Genomic DNA, 22,082 nt, shown 5'->3' on the forward strand with positions numbered 1-22,082 from the left:
AGAAATACTTACTATTCTTCCGATAATGCAAAAAGTAAACACAACAACGCCTTCTAATATACTAAAAAAAGGATATTAGAAATGTCAAACTACAACACTTATGAATGTGTTGGTATTTTTGATGATGATTTGCTAATCGGTATTTCTGGCTTATGGTATAGTACACGTCATTACATAGGAAAAAGTGTAGAACCTGATCATGTTTTTATAGATGAAACTTACCGTGGAAAAAAATTAGGAAAGCAATTTTTTAGCTGGATTTACGAATACACCAAAGAAAAAGGCTGTGAAGCCATGGAATTAAACACGTATACGGCTAATAGAAAGTCTCATAAATTTTATTATAACGAAGGCTTTGAAATCTATGGCTTTCATTTTCTGAAAGTTATGAGAAAAGATCAAAGTTTTTATTAAATTTATTCAAAAAATGTTTGCAGATTACAGAAACAGTGTTATATTTGCAACCGCTTAACGATATAAGCTTTTTATATCAAAAGCATTACAAGTAATTGTAATTAAATCTTTACCAATGCGAAAGTAGCTCAGTTGGTAGAGCGTCAGCCTTCCAAGCTGAATGTCGCCAGTTCGAACCTGGTCTTTCGCTCTAAAGTCTTTAAAAGATAGACTCTAAAATCTCTATTTACCAATGCGAAAGTAGCTCAGTTGGTAGAGCGTCAGCCTTCCAAGCTGAATGTCGCCAGTTCGAACCTGGTCTTTCGCTCACAGTCTTTAAAAGATAGACTTTAAAATCTTTATTTACCAATGCGAAAGTAGCTCAGTTGGTAGAGCGTCAGCCTTCCAAGCTGAATGTCGCCAGTTCGAACCTGGTCTTTCGCTCAAAAATCCGAAAACATTATGTTTTCGGATTTTTTTTGTTTTATACATATTTCAAAAGAAAAATGATTTGTAGCTATTTCCCGCTTTCCGCACTCGCTTTTTTTATTTTTTCAAAAGAAAAATAAAAAAGAGCTCAAACAATTGCTTCAATCGGGGCTAGACTTATTTACTAAATTTAGTCATCAATTTAAAAGCCTGTTCATATCTACAGAATATATCAGCAAAAAAAATAACCTCACAAAGAAGTTATTTTTTCACCAATTTTATAAAATCAAAATATTATCTATAAATAATATTTCACTATTTATTTCCTTTTAATTTATCACCAAACAAAAACAAGCCAACAATAATAACTCCGATAACACCTATTAATAACATATTATTATTAATTACACTTGGTCTTAAAATCAAGGTTATTAAGTATCCACCAATTGCACCACCTAAATGTGCAGAATGACCAACATTACCAACGTTATTTTTCATTCCATAAATAGAGTACAATAAATATCCGATTCCAAAAACATAACCAGGTAAAGGAATTGGAATAGGAAACATTACCAATGTCATATCTGGATACAACATAATTGCAGAAAAAACAATTCCCGACACAGCTCCCGAAGCTCCTACCGCACTATAATAAAATTCATTTTTATGCTGATATAAAGAATATAAACTTCCAGCAAGTAAACTAACCAAATAGATTCCTATAAAATATCCAGTACCAAAATTAACCTGCACTACTTTTCCAAAAAGATATAAAGCATACATATTAAATCCTAAATGCATCCAATCGGTACGTAAAAAACCTGAGGTTATCATTCTGATTTTTTCACCACTAAGTATTTTTTGTATCTGAAATTTATATCTATCAAAAAAAATGACATCATTAAACCCTTTATAAGAAACGATAACGTTTATCGCTATTAATATTAAAATAATTTGATTCATAGTATCGTATTTACGTATGATTAATTGCTTGTTTTAAACACTAAAATTGGTAAAGAATGTAATCGAAAATCTGCGAGTAATCTTACAACTAAAATTAATTACACATGATTTTAGCAAATCGTTGTTCTTATCCTAAAATACATACCAGAGTAAAAAAACAGATCAAGTAATACATTTAATTAGTAGCACTTAATTATTCACAAGGAGGTTTTATATTACAAGGATAATTTATAGAGCTATTTTGATTCACTATTTGTCCACCATTCCATCCTTGTGATTCATATGTACAAGTACACACCCCTTCATCAGTACATTTAATACATTAAAAATAAAACAAAAAACAAGAGTAAATAATTTTTCATAAAGTTTAAATTTTAAACGTAAAGATAATAAATTTTTAAAATAACAGCTTTTGAAAAAGCTAATAATCAAAAGTAAATGATTCGTAATTTAATACGATATTTGCATTTTTAAAATTTAACACATGTAAGTTTTTAAGTTTCGCAATTGTATATCCTTTTATTTGGGTATCTTCAAGATTACCAATGCGTATCTTGTATATTTTTTCTGATTTCTTTTTCTTAATTTTATATTATATTGTTGGCTACCGAAAAAAAGTAGTTGAAGCTAATATAAAAATAGCTTTTCCAACTAAAAATGAGAGTGAAATAAACAAAATATCTAAAAAATTCTTTAAACATTTTGTTGATTTAATTTTTGAGAGTATTAAAGCTTTTTCTATCAGTAAAAAAGAAATAGACAAACGCTACAAATACACAAATGCATCATTAATTAACAACTACGCCAAACAAGGAAAAAGCATTGTTCTATTAGGTGCGCATCAAGCAAATTGGGAATGGGTATTTGCCCTACCTCAACATTTAAATATTAGTTGCTACGGAGCTTATACAAAATTACAGAATCCTTATTTTGAAAAAGTAATAAAAAGCTCGAGACGTAAATACGGTTTTGATGGAGTTCCTAGTCAATTATTCAATAAAAGAATAAACGAAAGACAAGCAAAAGGCATACAAAGTTTATACATACTACTTAGCGACCAATCACCTCAACTACACAGAGCAAGATATTGGACTAATTTTTTAAATGAAAAAGTTCCTGTACACACAGGTGCGGAAGTATTAGCCAAAAAATATGATTTAGTAGTTATCAACATGAATACTACTAAAATTAAAAGAGGTTACTTTGAAACAACATTTGAATTAATAACCGACAATGCTAAAGATTTTGACAAAAATCAAATTACTGATAAATTTTTAGAAGTAACCGAAAGAAATATAAAAGCACAACCCGAATGTTATTTATGGTCTCATAAACGTTTTAAACATAAAGGAAAATATAACGAGTGGTTAGAAAAGACTAAAAAGCATCGAAATTAATTTCGATGCTTTTTTTGATTTAATTTTAAATTTTACGTACAAAAAAATCCTTCTTAAAAAGAAGGATTTAATTTTTGGGTGGAAGACGGGATTCGAACCCGCGACCCTCGGTACCACAAACCGATACTCTAACCAACTGAGCTACAACCACCATTTAATTGCGAGTGCAAATATATAACTCTTTTACTGTTCCACCAAACTTTTTTTGAAGTTTTTTTTTAAATTAATTCACTTATTTTCTCAACAGCAACATAACGTTCTGATGTAAAGCCCTCTGCAAAATCGACACCAATCAACCTACCTAAATCTTTTGCTCTATAATTTATACTATCCGTAAAATTCTTACTTGTAATTGGTGTTTCAGGCTCATTACTGTTCGGATTAAAAAATTGAGAAGCGTATGCTAATACCGATTTTTCCTTTTTTTCCATAAAACCTGTAACATCTACCACAAAATCTGGCTCAATATTTTTCCACTGTATATAATGATACACCAACTTAGGTCGCCACTTTTCTTGATTAACTCCATCTATCGATGTTTCAATTTTTAATAACCCACTTAAAAAACAAGCATTCGATACTAAATCACTTCCTTTAGGATGATCAATATGTCTATCATCAATAGCATTACATAATACAATATCTGGTTTATATTTACGAATCATTTTTATAACCTCCAATTGATGTTCTTTATCATTTTTAAAAAAACCATCGGAAAACCCTAAATTTTCACGCAGAGAAACACCTAAAATATTAGCGGCATTTGTTGCTTCTATATCTCTTAACTTCGCAGAACCTCTTGTACCAAGCTCTCCCCTAGTTAAATCTACAATCCCTACTTTTTTACCAAACGATATTTCTTTCGCAATTGTAGCACCACAACCTAACTCTACGTCATCGGGATGCGCTCCAAATGCTAATATATCTAACTTCATGTTTCTTTATTTTGATAGGCTAATTTACAAAACTAGTAATAAACCATTCTTGTTTTATAATTCTCTTTTTTTTAATACCCGAATCACTATAACATAAATTCAATATCTTCGTCGCTATGATTAGAATTGTTATTATAGGAGGCGGAAATGTCGCCTTACATTTAGCCAATGCTTTTTCTAAAACGAAAGAAATTTCTTTGGTACAAATGTATGCTAGAAACATACAGCAACTTGAATCGTTAAAAAAACAGGTTGATATAACTGATGATATAACTTTATTAGTGGATGCTGATATTTATATCATTGCAGTATCTGATGATGCTATTTCTGAAGTTTCGTCAAAAATAAAGAAGGAACATAGTTTGGTTGTTCATACTTCAGGAAGTGTTTCTTTAAATTCGTTAAAAAATAACGGACGAAAAGGCGTCTTCTATCTATTACAAAGTTTTTCTAAGGATAAAGAAGTTGTTTTTGATAAAATTCCATTTTGCTTAGAAGCCGAAAACAACGAAGATTTTAATCGTTTAAATAAATTAGCTAAATCAATAGGAAAAAAAACATATCCAATTAACTCTCAACAGCGAAAAGCAATACATTTATCAGCGGTTTTTGTTAATAATTTCACCAATCATTTATATAAAATTGGTGATGATATTTGTAGAGAACATGAAGTTCCTTTTGAAATTTTACATCCTTTAATTGAAGAAACTGCTAAAAAAATTCAGAAATTAACTCCCGAAAAAGCACAAACTGGTCCAGCAAAAAGAAACGACAAAAAAACAATTCAAAATCATTTAGAATTACTAAATAAAGAACAACAAGATATTTATAAACTTATAACAAAATCAATACAAAAAAATGGAAAAAAGCTATAAAGAAATACTACCTCAAATAAATACTTTTATTTTTGATGTAGACGGTGTATTAACAAACGGAATTGTTACCGTCTTCCCTAATGGTGAATTAGTACGTCAAATGAATATTAAAGATGGATACGCCTTAAAAGCAGCCGTAAAAGCAGGTTTTAGAGTATGTATTATTTCTGGAGGAAAAAATGAAGGCGTACGTACTCGCTTGGCTAATTTAGGTATTTCTGATATTTACTTAGGTGCTCATGATAAAATTAAGCAATTTAATGAAATCATCAGTAAATATGATTTAAAGCCAGAAAACGTATTATATATGGGTGATGATATTCCTGATTATCCTGTAATGAAATTAGTTGGTATGCCATGTTGCCCGAATGATGCTGTTAGAGAAATTCAACAAGTATCTAAATATATTTCTGATAAAAATGGCGGAGAAGGTTGCGCTCGTGATGTCTTAGAGCAAGTATTAAGAGTACAAGGAAAATGGGTAGAAAATTTTGATGCTCAATACGATTAATTAATAATATTAAATTTCTATAAAAATTACACAAATGAAAAAGATACTTTTTACACTTTTAATTATCAGCAACTTATCAATTAACGCTCAATCTGTTTTTGGAAAATGGGAAAACTGGGATGAAGAAGAAAACAGAGTGAATTCTGTTATTGAAATCTACGAAAAAGATGGACTAGCTTTTGGTAAAATAATTAAAATCACACATAAAGATAGACAAGGTGCTGTCTGTGATAAATGTAAAGGAGAGCGTAAAAATATGCCTATTTTAAATATGACTATTTTATCTGGATTAAAAAAAGAAGGTAATCAATGGATCGGTGGTACTATCGTAGATGTTAAAAATGGTAAAGAATACAAATGTTATATTACACTTGAAAACGAAAATAAATTAAAAATTCGTGGATATTTTGGTTTTGTTGCCTTTGGTAGAACTGCTTATTGGTGTCGAAAAAAATAAAATACAACTATTTTCTAATAAAAAAACTCCAAAGAAATTCGGTTTCTCTGGAGTTTTTTTTGATATATAACTAATATAAAAAATTAATAAGGAATTTCTAATTGCCCATGATTTTCTATATGACTTGGCGGAATTACCGTTATTATTTTTGTTGCTTCATAAGTAACTCTTGGTTTTTGCATACTAGACGAAGTTGTATGAATTATCTTTAAATTAAACTTCAAATAATCATTTGGTTGAATTACAACTTTTCTGTTATGATAATCATCTAACCAAGCCTCATCTGTAATTTTAACGTCAATAGGTATGCCTTCTCTTTTCAATTTCCAACAAGAACTATCTGATAATAAATCCATTGTTTTTATCTTTAAAACCTCAACTCTTTCTTGTGCTATACTTGCATCCCCTAATTCATTTAAAATTTTAGGAACATCTACAAAACTTTTATTAGTTAGCTTTGCTTTATTTCGTCCACTTTTAAAACAAAAATATTCGCCTCTTTTTAACTTACTTGTTTGTACACTAATTTCTTTAACGGTATTTAAAATGTAATAGTTATTCACCGAAAAAAACAATAAATGACTTGGTGTTTCTTTTTTTATTTTTCTGTTGATTTCATTGGTAAGCTTATCTAAACCTGCTTTTGATGATATCTGTTGTAATTCTATCGCTTTTAAAGTTTTATATTTTACATACACCAATAAATCACCTAACCAATTGGTTGGCTTTACACCTTCTTTCGGATAATCACCCGGTGTATTTACTAGTATTTGCTTAATTTTAGTGGCAACAGATTCAAATTGAATATCAACTAAATCATAATCAACTTTAGCATCTACAGAAATATTGTAAACGATATGTCTATCTAAAACGAGTAATTTATCATAAAAACCAGATAAATGATTAAATACTTCTGATGGATTTTTAGTACCTTTTAATTCAAGATTTAGTTCAAAATCATATGCTGTCATCATTTCCATATATTAAATTTTTCATACAATCGCTATCTCTTTAACTCTCAGATTGTACAACTGCTATACCATTTATAACTAGGTTTTTTCAGACCGATAAAATTACTACTTTTTGAACTATTTTACTAATGTTTTTATTAGTTGATTTTTTTAATTAAACAAGTAACTAAAATTTATAAATATAGTAAAATGCCTAGCCCCGATTGAAGCAATTGTTTGAGCTCTTTTTTGTTTTTTTCTTTTCGAAAAAATAAAAAAAGCGAGTGCGGAAAGCGGGAAATTGCTTCAAAAAAAAACTATCACATTTATTTAAAAATGGATAGTTTTTTAATCGATAGTAAATATCAAAAGATGAAAATTTCTTCTGATGAAAAATTAACGAAATATTTTATTTGATAAAAACTGATATAATTTAGCCGCTAAATAACCTATTGTTAATCCGTTTATAAAACCACAAAGTATATCAATAGGAAAATGAACTCCTAAGTACAATCTACTATATGCAAAAATTAGTGGAAACAACACCAAATATTTAATAGATGGCACATATTTTCTTAAAAGCATGATTAAAAAAACCGTAATAACCGTAGATGTAGTTGTACGACCAGACACAAAACTATAATTCTGCGGATTTATTAATGTTCTTAACGAATCTTGTATTGCCAGATTATTATTTGGTCTTAACCTTTCAAAAGTACGTCTAATCGCATTTGTTAATTGGTCAGAAAAAGTAATTAAAATAGCTATGAATAACAATGTAAACACTGCTTTTTTCCAGCCAAGATGTTTAAAAAGCAAGAATATTAAAAATATAAATAAAGGAATCCAATTAAACTGATTTGTAATTCCTAACCAAAGCCAATCCCATTGTTCACTTCCTAAATTATTTAAATAGATAAGAAGTTGTTGGTCTTTTTGTATGATATCTTCCATAAAACTACTTCCCTACTTTTAATACTTCAATTTCGAAAATTAAATCAGATTTTGGAGCAATTGGACCTAAACCGCTTTCTCCATAACCTAAATAATAAGGAATAAAAAATATTGATTTATCACCTTCTTTCATAGTTTTTACACCTTCTTTCCAACCTCCAATTAAAGGTATGTTAGGGTCGTTAAGCGTAAAAGTAAAAGGCGCTTTTTTATCTAAACTAGAATCTATTTTTTTTCCATCAGTTAAATACAATGTATAATGAACTGTTGTAGGTATTGCAGGATTTACCTTTTTACCTGTTCCTTCTTTTAATTTTAATATTTTTAATCCAGAATTAGTTTTAACAGCCTTATTAATTCCTTTTTCTTCTTGAAATTTACGTTTTAATTCAGCTAATACCTCTTTACGTTCGGCTTCTTTCTTTACTACGTTGGTTAATTCGTATTCAAAAACAGTTGCTGCTTTAAACTTTTTAGCTTCTTTACCGATTCTAATGATATCTACGACATTAATATAATCGTTCTGTTGAATGGTATCAACTACATTTTGTCCTTCTAATACTTTTCCAAAAATTGAATGCTTACCATTTAACCAAGGAGTCGCTTTATGAGTAATAAAAAACTGACTAGAATTACTAGCTTTTCCTGAATTTGCCATAGACAATATTCCTGGAGCATCATGTTTATAAATTAATTCTCCTTTTTCATTCATAGGAAATTCATCGCCAAATTTATAACCAGCATTACCTCTACCTGTACCTGTAATATCACCTCCTTGCACCATAAAGTCTTTAATTACTCTATGAAATTTGGTATTATCATAATAAGGTTTTCCTTTTAAAGAATCCGCTACTTTAGGATTATCTCCTTCAGCTAACGATACAAAGTTAGCCACTGTCATTGGAACTTCTTTTGCATGTAATCTAATTAAAATATCTCCACGATTGGTTTGTATATCTGCATACAATCCATTTTCTAAGTCAGGATATTTAACTGATTTACATGATGAAATAATTAACGTCAGTACTATCAAATATTTTAAAAACTTCATTTGGTTTAATATTTAAAGTGAAAGACACCAACTTTATATTGATGTCTTTTATTTTTTATCTATGTCCGTGTCCATCTCCTTTTGAGTGTCCCGCTCCTAGACCTTGTTGTGTTACATCAAGTAACTCTACTTCAAAAACTAAAGCTGCAAAGGGTTTAATTTTACCTCCTGATCTTGGTGTTGCTCCGTATGCTAAATCTTGAGGAATAAAGAATTTATATTTTGCTCCTGTTTTCATTAATTGTAACCCTTCAGTCCAACCTTTAATAACTTGACCAACTCCAAATTCACTTGGTGTTCCTCTATCAACAGAACTATCAAAAACAGTTCCGTCAGTTAACGTACCATGATAATGAACTTTAACTTTTGAACTTGCTGTTGGCACAGCTCCTTTACCTTCTTTTAAAACAAGGTATTGTAAACCTGTAGCAGTTGTTTTTACACCTGGTTTTAATTTGTTTTCAGCTAAGAATTTTTCACCTTCTTTTTTATAATCTCCGAACTCAGCAGATGCTTTTTTAGCTTGTGCTGCTTGTTGTTCTTTCATTTTTTCTTGTTGTTTCTTCTGAAAAAATGATCTTAAAATCCCATTAATATCCTTAGAGTCAAGCAAAAGATTTGTAGAATCCATTCCATTTTTAAACCCTTGAACAAATAAATCTTGATCTAAATCTTCAAAATTCATTTTAATTTTATTAGCCATATCTAAACCTATACCGTAGCTTACCGAATCTACCTCTGTAGCTAATGAACTTTTGGTTTTAAACTGACTATTACCACATGATACAACTGATAATGTTACAACTGTTGCTGCTAAAGCTTTAATTAATTTCATTTTTATTTATTTGTTATTTAATTTCAATTAATGTTACTGTACTTTGTATAGGTTGATTTACCATAATTTTTTCTCCATCGCCTATAACACCAAAAGCCCTATATGATGGAATGACAAATGTAATAATTTCACCCTTTTTCATCAACTTTATTCCATCTTGTAATGCAGGAATAAAATCTTCTTGATCTACTTTATACGTTTTTTCTTGCTTCTGATAAATAATATTTCCGTGTATATCTGAAATATCATAAGATATCAACACACTACTTTTAGCCTTTGGTTGTACTAAATTTACCGAATCTTTTACAACATATCTGTACCAGAATCCATTTTTAGAAGCTTTATATGTATGAACAGTATCTTTAGAAATCCAATTTTCTAAACGCTTTTTTTCTAAAGCATTTAACTTTTTATTTTTCTTGACTACTTCTTTATAAAAGTTAACAGTACCTTGTTTTTTTGGTCTTCTAGCTTCGGTATCTTTACAAGAAACTACCGTTAAAATAATCAATAAGAAAAAAATAAGATTACATTTCATAAGACGCTGCTAATTCTTTTTCGTAAGTAGGTAATAACGCTGTAAAAGTTGCAATAGTATCTTCCATAGAAACATCACTTTTTCCACCAGCGGCATTATCACGTCCACCACCATCAAAATGATTTCTTGCAAACTGATTTACAGAAAATTTTCCTTTACTACGAAGCGACATTTTAATAATACCTTGCTCTTTATCTTCAATAAAAATAGCTGCAAATACGATTCCTTTTAAAGAAAGTGCATAATTTACAACGCCTTCGGTATCTCCTTTTTCGTAATTAAATTTTTTCTTTTCTTCTTCTGATAAAGTAATAAAAGCGGTTTTATATTCAGGATACAATTTCATATTACTTAATGCTTGTCCTAATAAAAGTAAACGACTGTACGAATTAGCATCAAGAACATTACTATGAATTTTATCATTTTCGGCACCTTTGTCTATTAAATCGGCAATAATACGGTGTGTCGTACTTGTGGTCGATCTAAAACGGAAAGAGCCTGTATCTGTCATAATACCTGTATATAAACAGGTCGCAATATTTTTATCAATCAAGGCAACATCGCCCATCATTTCGATAAAATTATAAACCATTTGACAAGTTGACGACATTGAAGTATCAGAATACATATATTCGAAATCATCAGGTTGCTGATGATGATCTATCAAAGCAAAATCATTTTCATATTTTTCTAAGGTTTTTTGCATATCGCCACCAACTCTGTGCAATGCATTAAAATCTAATAAGAAAATTAAATCTGAATTATCTAAAGCACGATGACTTTGTTTATTTTGGCGATCAAAACGAAGTACGTTTTCAGAGCCTGGTATCCAATGTAAAAAATCAGGATATTCATTTGGCATCACTACTTGAGTGGTGTGTCCTTTTTTATCAAGATAATGTTTCAATCCTAAGGTTGAGCCAACTGCATCTCCATCAGGATTTCTATGACCTATTATTACAATGTTTTTAGGTTGTAATAAAGATTCTTTTAGTTCTGTAAAGTGTTTTAAAATCATATCCTGCGAAGATACAAATTAATTAAAAAAATTATGTATTTTCGCGCCGATTTTGTGTGACACTCACACGTATAACTATTAAATAAATTTTAGAATGGCTACAAATAGAACTTTTACGATGATTAAACCAGATGGTGTTGAAAACGGACACACTGGAGCAATTTTAGACAAAATTAATGCTGCAGGTTTTAGAATCGTAGCTTTGAAAAAAACGCAAATGACTAAAAGTGATGCAGAAGCTTTTTATGCTGTGCACAACGAACGTCCTTTTTTCGGAGAATTAGTTGAATTTATGACTCGTGGTCCTATTGTGGCTGCTATCTTAGAAAAAGACAACGCTGTTGAAGATTTTAGAACTTTAATCGGTGCTACTAATCCTGCTGAAGCTGCTGAAGGAACAATCCGTAAAATGTTTGCTACTTCTATCGGTGAAAACGCTGTTCACGGATCTGATTCTGATGAAAATGCTGCTATCGAAGGTGCTTTTCATTTTTCTGGAAGAGAAATGTTTTAAGACCAACATTCTTTTTAAATATATAAAAACTCGCTACATTTATTGTAACGAGTTTTTTTTATAATTATTTTTTTGAAGCTATTTCCCGCTTTCCGCACTCGCTTTTTTTATTTTTTTAAAAGAAAAAAACAAAAAAGAGCTCAAACAATTGCTTCAATCGGGGCTAAAAAACTACACAACATCTTTTACTAAGTCGTATTTTATTTCATTATAATCTGCAATTACTTTTTGAGCTAACGAATAATCTTGCGCTTTAGAATGTTCGCTTTTATAAGCAACACAATAAATTCCACCATCGTAAGCGGCTTTTATTCCGTTTGTCGAATCTTCAATTACTAAACATTCTTTTTTATCGAAACCAGCAATATCGGCTGCTTTTAAAAAAATTTCAGGATGTGGTTTTGATGCTTTTAAATCTGCACCACTAATTTTTCCTTTAAAATATTTATTTAAATCGAATTTATTAAAAACGTTATCAATAGTAACCATCGATGCCGAAGAAGCCAAAACTAAGGTAACGCCATTATTATAATAATCTTTAATTAAATCTAAAACTCCCGATAATAACTGTAAATCATTTTTATCAGAAAAAAATAATTCTTTAAAAAAAGCACGTTTATAATTTACTAATTCGGTAGCATCAATAGTTAAATTAAATTTAGCTACTAAATCTTTGCAAATTTCTAAAGTTGATTGTCCTGTGTAAGAATTATAAAGCTCTTGAGAAACTTTAATTTCTACTTTATCAAACATTAAAAAATATGCTTGTTTGTGTAACGGTTCGGTATCAACAATTACACCATCCATATCGAATAAAACTGCTTTTAAAGCCATAGTATTTAGTTTGTATTGTCTTGCAAAAATAACCATTTGACCTCAGAGAAAAGACTATTTATATTGACATTTTGTTCAATAACTGTATTACTTTACATTAATTGTTAATACTACATTTTCAGAAACTTTAAATTTTGCATCTTTATATTTTGGAGGTCCCATAAAACCTTTGGCATCATTAGAAATACCAATTGGTTCTTTAGGAATACCTATAAAATTAGTATCCATTTTCTTGTTATCATTTACATCATTAAAAGCCGAAACTGCATACGTTCCTACTGTAATATCTTTTAATACTACCCTTGCTTTTTTATCAATAATTTTTATAATACTTCCTTTTAAAGGTTCTTTTAAAAAACGATCCTCTTTATTATAAATAGCAATGTATAAACTACCTTTATCTGATTTCATTCCTTTAAAATGCAATGTAACCGTGTGTTTTTCTTGACTTATTCCATTTAAAATTCCGATTATAATAAATATTCCTGTTAAAATAATTTTCTCCATAATTTTATTTTTATTAATAATTTAAATATTTAGACTTTATTTATTTTTAACATTAAAACGCTATTTAAAATATTTTCTATCAAAAAAGTTTTTCATACTGCTTTAATATAAATAAAAAATGATTAATTCTATTCGTATTTTATATCCATAAATCACTATCATTTTAAAACTTAACGTAAAAATACCTACTTAACTTTATAAAATTAATAGTTAACTATTTTTTATCATAAACTTTAACACTAATAAGCGGATATCCCTATGTAATGTTAATATTTCTTTACTATTCTTTCTAAATTTTCTATTGAAATCGTTTAAATATTTGATAAAAAATGTATTTTTACATAGTATAAAAAATAATAATGTCACACGATTTAAGTAATTATAGAAAATCATACGAAAAAAAAGAGTTGCTAAAAAGTAACTGTCCTGAAAACCCTATTGAATTATTTAGAGATTGGTTTTTTGCTGCTGATGCATCAGAAATGGTTGTTGAAAGTAACGCCATGAATGTTTCATCAATAGGTTTAGATGGTTTTCCTAAAAACAGAATTGTATTATTAAAAAAATATACTTGGGAAGGGTTTATTTTTTACACAAATTACAATTCAGAAAAAGGAAAAGCAATACTTAATAACGGTAATGTTTGTTTATCTTTTTTTTGGGCAGGCTTAGAACAACAAATAATCATTAAAGGAAAAGCCGAGAAATTAGCTGAGAATTTATCAGATGGATATTTTGAGTCAAGACCAGATGGAAGTAAATTAGGTGCTTGGGCATCTAACCAAAGTGAGACCGTTAACTCTCGTAAACAACTTGATACACAATTAAAAGAAACCTCTGATAAATTTGAAGGAAAAGAAATTACACGTCCACCACATTGGGGCGGATTTATTGTAAAACCTATTTCAATTGAATTTTGGCAAGGACGACCTAACAGAATGCATGATCGTATAAGATATACTTTAGAAGAAGATTTCTCTTGGAAAATGGAACGTTTAGCTCCTTAAATTACATATTTACATATCTTTAAAATTAAATGAAAACACTTTATATTGTTCGTCACGCAAAATCATCTTGGTTATACGAAGGTATAGAAGATATCGATAGACCTTTAAAAGAACGTGGTATTAATGACGCACATCTTTTCTCAAAATATTTAGCTAAAGAAATTATAAGGCCAGATGTTTTTGTTTCTAGTAGTGCTAATAGAGCTTTACATACTGCTATTATATTTTGTGATAACTTTAAATATCCGCTTTCTAACCTGCAGATAAAACGTCAATTATATAATTTTAGTGATGGATATTTAGTAAAAGTAGTAAATGCTTTAGATGATAATTTTGATAGTGCAATTATATTTAGTCACGATCATGGCATTAATACTTTTGTAAATAAATTTGGTGATAAACCAATATTACACGTACCTACCTGCGGAATTATTGGTATTCAGTTTAAAGATAATCATTGGAAAAACTTAAAAAAGGGAAACACTATTTTAGTAGATTTCCCTAAAAATCATAGATAAAATTATATATTTTGAAAATTAAAAAATATGGCGCTATAGATATTGGTTCTAATGCCGTAAGACTCTTAATATCAAATGTTATTGAGCAAAAAGACAAAGAACCTTTATTTAAAAAATCATCTCTAGTACGAGTTCCAATTCGTTTAGGTAGTGACTCCTTTGTTTCTGGTATAATATCAAAAGAAAATATCGATCGAATGGTTGATGCTATGGCTGCTTTTAAACTGATAATGAAAGTTCACGGTGTTGAAAAATATAAAGCATGCGCTACCTCAGCTATGAGGGAAGCTGAAAATGGAACGGAAGTTATAGACACTATTTTTAAAGAAACCGAAATTCAAATTGATGTTATTAACGGTAAAAAAGAAGCTGCTATTATTTTCTCTACAGATTTACACCACTTAATTAAATCGGAATCAACCTATCTTTATGTTGATGTTGGTGGTGGTAGTACAGAGTTTACCTTATTTTCAAAAGGTAGAATTGTAAAATCAAAGTCTTTTAAAATAGGTACTGTTCGATTAATTAATAATAAAAAAACAGAAAACAATATTATTTTTAAAGAAGTACAAGAATGGGTTGAAGAGAATACTAAAAACTACAAACGAATTTCTCTTATTGGTTCTGGTGGAAATATTAATAAAATATTTAAAATGTCAGGTAGAGAAGTTGGAAAACCAATCTCTTATATTTATTTAAATGCACAGTATCAATTTTTAAAAAATATGACTTATAAAGATCGAATTTCTGAGTTAAGTTTAAACCCTGATAGAGCTGATGTTATTGTTCCTGCAACTAAAATATACCTTTCTGCAATGAAATGGAGTGGTGCTAGAAAAATATTTGTACCTAAAATAGGACTATCAGATGGTATCATTAAAAGCTTATATTTCAACAACCTATAATTAACTTTAACATAGCTTTAAGACTTCTTAAAAAATGTTATATTTGTTTATATGTGACTTTCAATTATGTTGTGTGTCACATAACAAACTAATAATCTTTAAAAAAATTTTACTTATTATGAAAAAACTACTATTAACGGGAGCTTTATTAGCTTTCTACTTCACTGCCTCGGCACAAGATTTGCCGACAAATGCAGAACCCGGAAAATGTTATGTACGTTGTAAAACTCCAGAAGTATGGAAAAACCAAGATGTAACTATTGAAATAGCGCCAGCCTATAAAAGAATTGTTACACATCCAACTGAGTACAAATCTGTAACTGAAAGCGTTTTAGTTGACGAAGGAAGTCAGAAATTGGTTATTGTACCAGCTAAATACACAACTGAAACATATTCTGTTGTTAGTAAAGAAGCTAGTCAGCGTATTGAAAGAGCTTTATCTAAACCTTCTTCTGCTACAGAAACTATAGTAACAAAAGAAGCATCACAAAGATTACAATTAGTTCCAGCTAAATATGAAATGCGTGATGTTGTTGTTGTTACTAAAGAAGCTTCTCAACGTTTAGAAATTGTTCCAGCTAAATACGAAACAAGAGATGTTGTTGTTGTTACTAGAGAAGCTAGTCAACGTTTAGTTAAGATACCTGCTAAATCAAGTGTTGTAACTGAATCAATTGTTGTTAAAGAAGCTGCTCAACGTTTAGAAATTGTTCCAGCTAAATATGAAATGCGTGATGTTGTTGTTACTGTTAAAGAAGCATCTCAACGTATTGAAGTTGTACCTGCTAAATATGAAATGCGTGATGTTACTGTAATGGTAAAAGAAGCTTCTCAGCGTTTAGTTGTAGTTCCTGCTGTTTACGGAACTGAAACTATTTCTTACAAGAAAAGAGATTACGGTTCTAAATTAAGTGTTATACCTGCTTCATTTAATAACGATAGTGAAACTATTGAAATTAAAGCAAAATCTGCTAGATGGCAAATGAGCGAAAAAGCACCTGATTGTGAATCTTCTGACCCTAACGACTGTCGTTACTGGTGTTATAAAGAAGTACCTGCACAATACCAAACAATTAATAAAACTGTTTTAGGTAAAGATGCTGCTGTTGTTTCTACTCCTGAGTGTAATGAAAGTACTTCTCCTAATGGATGTGGTAATGCTACTTATACAAAAAGAGTTGTTAAAACACCTCCTACGACTAGAGTTGTTGATATCCCTGAAGTAACTAAAGTTATTAAGAAAAGAGTTATGGTAACTCCTCCTACAACTAGAGCTATTGATGTTCCTGCTATAACTAAAGTTATCAAGAAAAGAGTTATGACAACTCCTCCTTCAACTAGAACTATAGCTATTCCTGAAGTAACTCAAACAGTAAAAAGAACTGTTATTACTCCTGAAACAACTAGAGTTGTTGAAATTCCTGAAATAACTAAAATAGTTAAGAAAACAGTTATGGTAACTCCTCCATCAACTAGAACAATAGCTATTCCTGAGGTAACAAAAATTATTAAGAAAAGAGTAATGGTAACTCCTCCAACTACAAGAGTTATTGCCATTCCTGAAGTAACTACTACAATTGCAAGAGTTATTCCTGCGGTTACTACAACTAAAGTTATTGATATTCCTGAAGTAACTACTACATTACAGAAAACTGTAATGGCTACTCCTCCTACATCTAAAGAGATTAAAGGAAAAGCTGTTTATAGAACTTTAAAGAAAACTGTTTTAGTAAAAGATGCTTGGAAAGAAGAAATTCCTGTAGCTGCTAAATATAAATCAATTAGTCAAGAAGTATTAGTTTCTAAAGGTGGATTAACATCTTGGAAAGAAGTTGAATGTAAATTAGTTGAAAATACTCTGTTACCAATTAACTGGAACTTAGGTAGTTCAACATTAACTTCTGGTGCTAAACGTTTAATTGATACTAGGTTATTACCAATTTTAAAAACTGGTGTAGCTGCAGCTGTTGAATCTCATACAGATGCAAGAGGTAGTAATGTAAACAACCAATCTTTATCTGAAAAAAGAGCAAGATCAGTTGTAAACTATTTAATCTCTAAAGGAGTTAATGCTAGTCAATTAACTGCTAACGGTTATGGTGAAAGTAAATTAACTAACAGATGTGCTGATGGTGTTTCTTGTACAGAACGTGAGCACGCTGCTAACCGTAGAACAACTTTTAGAGTTATTAATCAGAAATAATTCTGAATATTACTTCTAAAAAATAAATAAAAAAAACCGAGCTTATGCTCGGTTTTTTGCTTTTAAAATAGTTTTTTATCGCTAAAAAATCGAATCTGTCAAACTAAATTTATTTCAGTTTCGCATCCTGATTTTCCGTAGTTTTATCAAAAACGATATTTTAATCCAATATTTGCTTGTAATTGATTCCCTACTCTATTATTACTAAGTTCTTCTGTTAAATAACCAAGCCTTACTGATACGTTATAATTATGACCTACTGATTTTGTAGCTCCTAAATTTATATAATAAGAATTTAAATCTGGATTAGGTATAACCTGTGTAAATCTTGACGATTCATCAGGAGAAATACCTGTTCCTACTCTTAAAAATAAATAATCTTCGGCACTTTTATAATAATAACGAATATTTGCTTGATAATTCTGTATAAAATCATCACCTATTTTGGGTCCAATAAATACACGAGCATTTAAATAAAATTTATTTTGATAAGAAGTAACTCCAATTACATAAGATGTAAAATCATCTGTATTATAACTTAAATAACGAAAACCAGCTTCAACCTCAAGCCACTTTAAAACAGTATAATATATTGATGATTTTATCCCTAAATTTTGAAAAAAATCTGATTTAGAAGAACCACTAACATTAACAAATCCATATGTTTTTTGATTAAATACAGGATACGATTCTAGCTCATATAAAAATGCATCATCAATAAAACGTTTGCTATGAGTTACACGTACTCCTACTGAATGCATCCCTATAAAATTCATGTATTCTAATTGAGTAGTATGCCACGTTTTTTGAGTTGAGTATTCTTTTTTAAAAGTAGTTATATCGTAATAAACACCTATCTGATTCTTATTGATTTTTTTAAGAAGTAAACGATATCTATATTTTTGTTTATCATTTAATAGACGCTTACTTATTTTATACATTACATTTCTAGTACTTCGAATGTCTTTAAATCGAAAATAAGATTCGGCAACAAATAAATCAAAATCAGAATTATTCTTATAAAACACATCAACTTCATTAATAAAATCGGTGAGTCTTTTAGTCGTTTCAATTTTATTTAGCTGATTAAATACAAATCTTTTATAATCTTCAGATTTATCTAAAGATAAAAGTTTTAATAAATCTTTTTTTGATGAATTTAAATCTTGTAACTGTTGAGATATTCTTATACGTAAAACACGAATATCAATATATTCAGGAGCTATATTAAGCGCCTTATTTACTATTGAAAATGCTTTATTATATTCTTTATTTTTGTATAAATTATTAGCTTTATAATATAAAGAATCTACATTTACCGAAATATCTTGTGCTTGAATTATCGTTAAATAAAATAAACAAAAAACAGTTATTATTTTTCTAAAAAACACAATCTCTTTATCAAATATCATCATTCGTATATTTTAACTTTCTTGGTTTTCTTCTTCATTAAAACCTTCTCTAGACATTGTTCCCCAACCTGTATCTATTTTAAATATCTTCTTAAAAAAACCTTTTAACTGCGCATATAACATTACAGGATGACTATAAAAAGACTCTACATAAGAGGCTATTAATAATTGTAAAATCATTTTTGGTTTTGAGTAATGCTTATAGTGTATCGAATACATTAATATAGCAACAGTAGAAAATAAACATCCTAATAAATAAACAGCTATAGCCAAAAGAATTACAACTGGCCAATAAATAAAATCATTAACTATATAATATATTATATATAGCATCCCTAAAAATTCTACTATAGGAACTCCTAATTCAAAGAAAACCCAATACGGAAAAAAGAACTTCCCCATATTACCATATTTTTTATTGAAAAATAACTTTCTATGTTTATACATTGTTTCCCATAAGCCACGCGCCCAACGATCTCACTGTGAAATGTAAATTTTAAAATCAGGAGGAGCCTCTGTCCAACATAAAACTTCAGGAATATAAACAACCCCTTATATGGTTCTTTTAAGTCTTCCATATGTTTTCGTAATCGTATACACAGCTCTAAATCTTCACCAATAGTATCTTTGTCAAGTCCACCAACTTCAAGTAATCGATGCCTAGAATACAAGCCAAAAGCTCCTGAAACTAGCATCAAACCATTAATGTGTCCCCAAGCCATACGACCTAATAAAAAAGCTCTAATATATTCGACTATTTGTATACGTGGTAACATTTTTTTAGGCATTTTTACCTCTTTAAGAATACCATTTTTAATTACAGAATCATTTGCTAAACCAATAATACCACCACTCGCTATTACTTCTCTTTCTGTAGCTTGAATATAAGGACGCACCATTTTTAATAAAGCATCTTGTTCTATAATACAATCAGCATCAGTACATAATACCAAGTCTGATTTTGCGAAAATTATCCCACAATTAATAGCATCAGAACGCCCTCCATTTAGTTTATCTACTACTGTTAAATTAACATATTTTGGAATTGAACTTTTATAAATTGTTTTAATTTCTTCACATGATATTCCTGTTGTATTTTTTTTAAAAGGAATTTCAATTAAATTAAAAACATTTATTAATTGACTCATAGAATCATCACTACTTCCGTCATTTACTATGATTAATTCATAGAACGGATATTGTATCGACAATAATGATGTTACATTTGTTATAATTGTTTTTCCTTCATTGTAAGCAGGTGCTATTAAACTTATAGAAGGTAAATCATGAGAACCTTTAATATAATGAACGTTTAAAAAAGTAGCCTTTTTTTTGATTTTTTAATAGCTTTTGATGCTAAAAAAATTAATAAGAAATAAATAAAAAAAATTAAAACACCGTAAATAAAAAAGAAGTATTCAATACTACTTCTAACAAAATAATCCATAAACTAAGCTTATTTTTAACTTTAATACACTGCAGAAGATAAACTAGTATACTCTTCTACTTTCATAGTAGTATTATTACTTTTATTTAAAAATTCAACTTCAATTGTTTTGATTTCATCAACAGATGTTTCTAAAACTCTTAAGGTTTCAACAGCTATATTTATTAACTTATAATTATTCGAAAAAAGTTGCTCTGTAACATAAGATTTATACTGTTCTAACCTAAAGTTTTTTATAATTCTGATTATTAATTCTATTACACTTTTATTTTCAGAAGCCAATGCCTTATTTAAATAAGCGAAATCTAACTCATCTTTGGTTTGTGCTAACTTTTCAATAATTCTGATTTGTTGCCACAATGAAATTTTTTTAGTTATATAAGGAAAAAAAGATAAGCTCCTCCACCCTAAAAAACTAACAATTGCTATTTGTGCTTCACGTCGTACTAAAGTGTTTTCATCATCTTTATAACGACTAATTATTTTAATGTTTTTTTCTAACTCAAATTCATAAGATAACCATATTGCTTTAGCTTTAACATACCAATTTTTGCTAAGCATTTTTTTAGCAAGTATATTATTTACTCGTAAATATTTAAAAATTTTTTGAAATTTCTTCTTCTTAGAAAACTTTACAACACGATTAAATTTAACAAATATAGCTGCTGATCTCCAAAGATATTCTGAATCTTTTTTTAGGTGTTTTTTTAAACTTTTAAGCTTCTTTTCAGTTTCTTTTATTTCAACATTTGAATAAACGGAAATAATTCCTTCTAAAAATTCTTTTTCAAATTTTATTTTATTTTTAGCATGAACTTTTTTTTCTTTTATAAAAAAGATAATAAAACCCCATAATAAAACAAGTAAAAAAGATAAAACAGCTACAATAATACATAGGATATTAAAGACACTCATAAATAACAATTAATCGATTTTTGGATATCTAAAGAAGTAAAAGGAAAAGAAATAAAATCATTGATTCCTATTTTTTTAGCAAGATGTACAATAACATCTTGATCTATTTCAGACATTACAACAATGGGTGATTCATTCGCCATTTTTTTTAAGTCTTCTAAATATTGAAAAGTAAAACTACCTTTCATTGCTGCATCAGTAATAATAAGATCGTATTTATTATCTTTAAGCGTTGTTACTGTTTCATCATATGAATTAGTAATTTTAAAAATAGTGTTTACTGATGATAACATCATTATTTACTATTAAAATACTCTTTTTCAATGTCTTATTAAATAAAGTGAAAACTATTTTTTAGTTTTATTAAATTCAAAAATAAAAGGGGAACTTTTATTTAAAAAGCACTAGAAATTTATACTTGATATAATTCAAACCAATTATATCAAGTATAAAACAGTAATTTTTAGACATGCAAATATTCCTATTTAACTTTAAATTAAATAGGAACATTCAT

At 28.8% G+C, this 22,082-nt stretch carries 25 protein-coding genes and 4 tRNA genes; 13 read left to right on the top strand and 16 right to left on the bottom strand.

Annotated elements, in window-relative coordinates; translation table 11 throughout:
* Nucleotides 1–81 precede the first annotated feature (81 nt).
* The 4 genes from PG913_RS09665 to PG913_RS09680 all read left to right on the top strand — a co-directional run bounded on the left by PG913_RS09665 (nucleotide 82) and on the right by PG913_RS09680 (nucleotide 837).
* The gene (locus PG913_RS09665) at nucleotides 82–414 is read left to right on the top strand and encodes a GNAT family N-acetyltransferase (protein WP_271230533.1); all 333 of its coding nucleotides are present in this window, start codon (nucleotides 82–84) and stop codon (nucleotides 412–414) included.
* Between the two features lie 117 nt (nucleotides 415–531).
* Nucleotides 532–604 (top strand) — tRNA-Gly (locus PG913_RS09670).
* A gap of 44 nt (nucleotides 605–648) precedes the next feature.
* Nucleotides 649–721: transfer RNA gene (locus tag PG913_RS09675), tRNA-Gly, on the top strand.
* Nucleotides 722–764: 43 nt separating this feature from the next.
* Nucleotides 765–837 (top strand) — tRNA-Gly (locus tag PG913_RS09680).
* A gap of 300 nt (nucleotides 838–1,137) precedes the next feature.
* Here PG913_RS09680 and PG913_RS09685 read toward each other — a convergent pair.
* Nucleotides 1,138–1,785, bottom strand: coding sequence for a rhomboid family intramembrane serine protease (locus PG913_RS09685; RefSeq protein WP_271230534.1), 648 nt, complete (start codon nucleotides 1,783–1,785; stop codon nucleotides 1,138–1,140).
* A 506-nt stretch (nucleotides 1,786–2,291) separates the two neighbouring features.
* Here PG913_RS09685 and PG913_RS09690 point away from each other — a divergent pair.
* Entirely contained in the window at nucleotides 2,292–3,182 is an 891-nt protein-coding gene (locus PG913_RS09690; RefSeq protein WP_271232158.1) for a lysophospholipid acyltransferase family protein, read from the top strand.
* 76 nt (nucleotides 3,183–3,258) lie between these two features.
* Here the strand turns inward: PG913_RS09690 and PG913_RS09695 are convergent.
* Nucleotides 3,259–3,334, bottom strand: a tRNA-His gene (locus PG913_RS09695).
* 66 nt (nucleotides 3,335–3,400) lie between these two features.
* Nucleotides 3,401–4,117 (bottom strand): bacillithiol biosynthesis deacetylase BshB1, encoded by a 717-nt coding sequence (bshB1, locus tag PG913_RS09700; protein ID WP_271230535.1) that lies wholly within the window; start codon nucleotides 4,115–4,117, stop codon nucleotides 3,401–3,403.
* Between the two features lie 116 nt (nucleotides 4,118–4,233).
* Here bshB1 and PG913_RS09705 point away from each other — a divergent pair, with 116 nt between their 5' ends.
* From PG913_RS09705 to PG913_RS09715, 3 genes are read left to right on the top strand one after another with little or no spacing between them, the layout of a single operon-like run.
* Nucleotides 4,234–4,992: a Rossmann-like and DUF2520 domain-containing protein gene (locus PG913_RS09705; protein ID WP_271230536.1), complete on the top strand. Its 759-nt coding sequence runs from the start codon at nucleotides 4,234–4,236 to the stop codon at nucleotides 4,990–4,992.
* Nucleotides 4,976–5,503: a KdsC family phosphatase gene (locus tag PG913_RS09710; protein ID WP_271230537.1), complete on the top strand. Its 528-nt coding sequence runs from the start codon at nucleotides 4,976–4,978 to the stop codon at nucleotides 5,501–5,503. The genes PG913_RS09705 and PG913_RS09710 overlap by 17 nt, the downstream gene beginning before the upstream one ends.
* Before the next feature lie 34 nt (nucleotides 5,504–5,537).
* Complete coding sequence (locus PG913_RS09715) at nucleotides 5,538–5,960, top strand: DUF2147 domain-containing protein (protein ID WP_271230538.1); 423 nt, start codon at nucleotides 5,538–5,540, stop codon at nucleotides 5,958–5,960.
* An 83-nt stretch (nucleotides 5,961–6,043) separates the two neighbouring features.
* Here PG913_RS09715 and PG913_RS09720 read toward each other — a convergent pair whose 3' ends face one another.
* The 6 genes from PG913_RS09720 to PG913_RS09745 all read right to left on the bottom strand — a co-directional run bounded on the left by PG913_RS09720 (nucleotide 6,044) and on the right by PG913_RS09745 (nucleotide 11,306).
* A complete protein-coding gene (locus PG913_RS09720; RefSeq protein WP_271230539.1) occupies nucleotides 6,044–6,940 on the bottom strand; it encodes a hypothetical protein in 897 nt (298 codons plus the stop codon).
* Between the two features lie 366 nt (nucleotides 6,941–7,306).
* A complete protein-coding gene (locus PG913_RS09725; protein ID WP_271230540.1) occupies nucleotides 7,307–7,864 on the bottom strand; it encodes a phosphatase PAP2 family protein in 558 nt (185 codons plus the stop codon).
* A 4-nt stretch (nucleotides 7,865–7,868) separates the two neighbouring features.
* Nucleotides 7,869–8,897, bottom strand: a complete 1,029-nt coding sequence (locus tag PG913_RS09730; protein ID WP_271230541.1) for a peptidylprolyl isomerase — start codon at nucleotides 8,895–8,897, stop codon at nucleotides 7,869–7,871.
* 73 nt (nucleotides 8,898–8,970) lie between these two features.
* Complete coding sequence (locus tag PG913_RS09735) at nucleotides 8,971–9,750, bottom strand: FKBP-type peptidyl-prolyl cis-trans isomerase (RefSeq protein WP_271230542.1); 780 nt, start codon at nucleotides 9,748–9,750, stop codon at nucleotides 8,971–8,973.
* A 13-nt stretch (nucleotides 9,751–9,763) separates the two neighbouring features.
* Nucleotides 9,764–10,288 (bottom strand): gliding motility-associated peptidyl-prolyl isomerase GldI, encoded by a 525-nt coding sequence (gene gldI / locus PG913_RS09740; protein WP_271230543.1) that lies wholly within the window; start codon nucleotides 10,286–10,288, stop codon nucleotides 9,764–9,766.
* Nucleotides 10,278–11,306, bottom strand: a complete 1,029-nt coding sequence (locus PG913_RS09745; RefSeq protein WP_271230544.1) for a DHH family phosphoesterase — start codon at nucleotides 11,304–11,306, stop codon at nucleotides 10,278–10,280. The genes gldI and PG913_RS09745 overlap by 11 nt, the downstream gene beginning before the upstream one ends.
* 94 nt (nucleotides 11,307–11,400) lie before the next feature.
* On the opposite strand from PG913_RS09745, the gene PG913_RS09750 reads away from it, so the two are divergent.
* Nucleotides 11,401–11,820, top strand: coding sequence for a nucleoside-diphosphate kinase (locus PG913_RS09750; RefSeq protein WP_271230545.1), 420 nt, complete (start codon nucleotides 11,401–11,403; stop codon nucleotides 11,818–11,820).
* A 171-nt stretch (nucleotides 11,821–11,991) separates the two neighbouring features.
* Here PG913_RS09750 and PG913_RS09755 read toward each other — a convergent pair whose 3' ends face one another.
* A complete protein-coding gene (locus PG913_RS09755) occupies nucleotides 11,992–12,654 on the bottom strand; it encodes an HAD family hydrolase (RefSeq protein WP_271230546.1) in 663 nt (220 codons plus the stop codon).
* Nucleotides 12,655–12,741: 87 nt separating this feature from the next.
* Nucleotides 12,742–13,161 (bottom strand): DUF2141 domain-containing protein, encoded by a 420-nt coding sequence (locus tag PG913_RS09760; protein WP_271230547.1) that lies wholly within the window; start codon nucleotides 13,159–13,161, stop codon nucleotides 12,742–12,744.
* A gap of 359 nt (nucleotides 13,162–13,520) precedes the next feature.
* Between PG913_RS09760 and pdxH the strand changes: the two genes are divergently transcribed.
* From pdxH to PG913_RS09780, 4 genes are all read left to right on the top strand, one after another.
* Nucleotides 13,521–14,168 (top strand): pyridoxamine 5'-phosphate oxidase, encoded by a 648-nt coding sequence (gene pdxH, locus PG913_RS09765; RefSeq protein WP_271230548.1) that lies wholly within the window; start codon nucleotides 13,521–13,523, stop codon nucleotides 14,166–14,168.
* 29 nt (nucleotides 14,169–14,197) lie between these two features.
* Nucleotides 14,198–14,686: a SixA phosphatase family protein gene (locus tag PG913_RS09770; protein ID WP_271230549.1), complete on the top strand. Its 489-nt coding sequence runs from the start codon at nucleotides 14,198–14,200 to the stop codon at nucleotides 14,684–14,686.
* Nucleotides 14,687–14,694: 8 nt separating this feature from the next.
* On the top strand, nucleotides 14,695–15,591 hold the full coding sequence (locus PG913_RS09775; protein ID WP_271232159.1) for a Ppx/GppA phosphatase family protein: 897 nt from the start codon (nucleotides 14,695–14,697) through the stop codon (nucleotides 15,589–15,591).
* Nucleotides 15,592–15,709: 118 nt separating this feature from the next.
* Entirely contained in the window at nucleotides 15,710–17,794 is a 2,085-nt protein-coding gene (locus tag PG913_RS09780) for an OmpA family protein (protein WP_271230550.1), read from the top strand.
* Between the two features lie 146 nt (nucleotides 17,795–17,940).
* On the opposite strand, the gene PG913_RS09785 is transcribed toward PG913_RS09780, so the two are convergent.
* The 5 genes from PG913_RS09785 to PG913_RS09805 all read right to left on the bottom strand — a co-directional run bounded on the left by PG913_RS09785 (nucleotide 17,941) and on the right by PG913_RS09805 (nucleotide 21,864).
* Nucleotides 17,941–19,209 (bottom strand): YaiO family outer membrane beta-barrel protein, encoded by a 1,269-nt coding sequence (locus tag PG913_RS09785; RefSeq protein ID WP_271230551.1) that lies wholly within the window; start codon nucleotides 19,207–19,209, stop codon nucleotides 17,941–17,943.
* Nucleotides 19,210–19,218: 9 nt separating this feature from the next.
* Entirely contained in the window at nucleotides 19,219–19,608 is a 390-nt protein-coding gene (locus PG913_RS09790) for a hypothetical protein (protein WP_271230552.1), read from the bottom strand.
* The gene (locus PG913_RS09795; RefSeq protein WP_333780820.1) at nucleotides 19,566–20,543 is read right to left on the bottom strand and encodes a glycosyltransferase family 2 protein; all 978 of its coding nucleotides are present in this window, start codon (nucleotides 20,541–20,543) and stop codon (nucleotides 19,566–19,568) included. Before PG913_RS09795 ends, PG913_RS09790 begins: the two co-directional genes overlap by 43 nt.
* A gap of 131 nt (nucleotides 20,544–20,674) precedes the next feature.
* The gene (locus PG913_RS09800; RefSeq protein ID WP_271230553.1) at nucleotides 20,675–21,568 is read right to left on the bottom strand and encodes a hypothetical protein; all 894 of its coding nucleotides are present in this window, start codon (nucleotides 21,566–21,568) and stop codon (nucleotides 20,675–20,677) included.
* On the bottom strand, nucleotides 21,565–21,864 hold the full coding sequence (locus PG913_RS09805; RefSeq protein ID WP_271230554.1) for a response regulator: 300 nt from the start codon (nucleotides 21,862–21,864) through the stop codon (nucleotides 21,565–21,567). Before PG913_RS09805 ends, PG913_RS09800 begins: the two co-directional genes overlap by 4 nt.
* Nucleotides 21,865–22,082 lie beyond the last annotated feature (218 nt).

Origin of the sequence: Tenacibaculum pacificus (assembly GCF_027941775.1) — a bacterium.
GTDB lineage: Bacteria > Bacteroidota > Bacteroidia > Flavobacteriales > Flavobacteriaceae > Polaribacter > Polaribacter pacificus_A.

Bases quoted from the DNA above. Each gene is read 5' to 3' on its own strand.
- PG913_RS09665 (WP_271230533.1), top strand. From the start codon at position 82: ATGTCAAACTACAACACTTATGAATGTGTTGGTATTTTTGATGATGAT.
- PG913_RS09685 (WP_271230534.1), bottom strand. From the start codon at position 1,785: ATGAATCAAATTATTTTAATATTAATAGCGATAAACGTTATCGTTTCT.
- bshB1 (WP_271230535.1), bottom strand. From the start codon at position 4,117: ATGAAGTTAGATATATTAGCATTTGGAGCGCATCCCGATGACGTAGAG.
- PG913_RS09705 (WP_271230536.1), top strand. From the start codon at position 4,234: ATGATTAGAATTGTTATTATAGGAGGCGGAAATGTCGCCTTACATTTA.
- PG913_RS09710 (WP_271230537.1), top strand. From the start codon at position 4,976: ATGGAAAAAAGCTATAAAGAAATACTACCTCAAATAAATACTTTTATT.
- PG913_RS09715 (WP_271230538.1), top strand. From the start codon at position 5,538: ATGAAAAAGATACTTTTTACACTTTTAATTATCAGCAACTTATCAATT.
- PG913_RS09720 (WP_271230539.1), bottom strand. From the start codon at position 6,940: ATGGAAATGATGACAGCATATGATTTTGAACTAAATCTTGAATTAAAA.
- PG913_RS09725 (WP_271230540.1), bottom strand. From the start codon at position 7,864: ATGGAAGATATCATACAAAAAGACCAACAACTTCTTATCTATTTAAAT.
- PG913_RS09735 (WP_271230542.1), bottom strand. From the start codon at position 9,750: ATGAAATTAATTAAAGCTTTAGCAGCAACAGTTGTAACATTATCAGTT.
- gldI (WP_271230543.1), bottom strand. From the start codon at position 10,288: ATGAAATGTAATCTTATTTTTTTCTTATTGATTATTTTAACGGTAGTT.
- PG913_RS09745 (WP_271230544.1), bottom strand. From the start codon at position 11,306: ATGATTTTAAAACACTTTACAGAACTAAAAGAATCTTTATTACAACCT.
- PG913_RS09750 (WP_271230545.1), top strand. From the start codon at position 11,401: ATGGCTACAAATAGAACTTTTACGATGATTAAACCAGATGGTGTTGAA.
- PG913_RS09755 (WP_271230546.1), bottom strand. From the start codon at position 12,654: ATGGCTTTAAAAGCAGTTTTATTCGATATGGATGGTGTAATTGTTGAT.
- PG913_RS09760 (WP_271230547.1), bottom strand. From the start codon at position 13,161: ATGGAGAAAATTATTTTAACAGGAATATTTATTATAATCGGAATTTTA.
- pdxH (WP_271230548.1), top strand. From the start codon at position 13,521: ATGTCACACGATTTAAGTAATTATAGAAAATCATACGAAAAAAAAGAG.
- PG913_RS09770 (WP_271230549.1), top strand. From the start codon at position 14,198: ATGAAAACACTTTATATTGTTCGTCACGCAAAATCATCTTGGTTATAC.
- PG913_RS09780 (WP_271230550.1), top strand. From the start codon at position 15,710: ATGAAAAAACTACTATTAACGGGAGCTTTATTAGCTTTCTACTTCACT.
- PG913_RS09785 (WP_271230551.1), bottom strand. From the start codon at position 19,209: ATGATGATATTTGATAAAGAGATTGTGTTTTTTAGAAAAATAATAACT.
- PG913_RS09790 (WP_271230552.1), bottom strand. From the start codon at position 19,608: ATGGGGAAGTTCTTTTTTCCGTATTGGGTTTTCTTTGAATTAGGAGTT.
- PG913_RS09800 (WP_271230553.1), bottom strand. From the start codon at position 21,568: ATGAGTGTCTTTAATATCCTATGTATTATTGTAGCTGTTTTATCTTTT.
- PG913_RS09805 (WP_271230554.1), bottom strand. From the start codon at position 21,864: ATGATGTTATCATCAGTAAACACTATTTTTAAAATTACTAATTCATAT.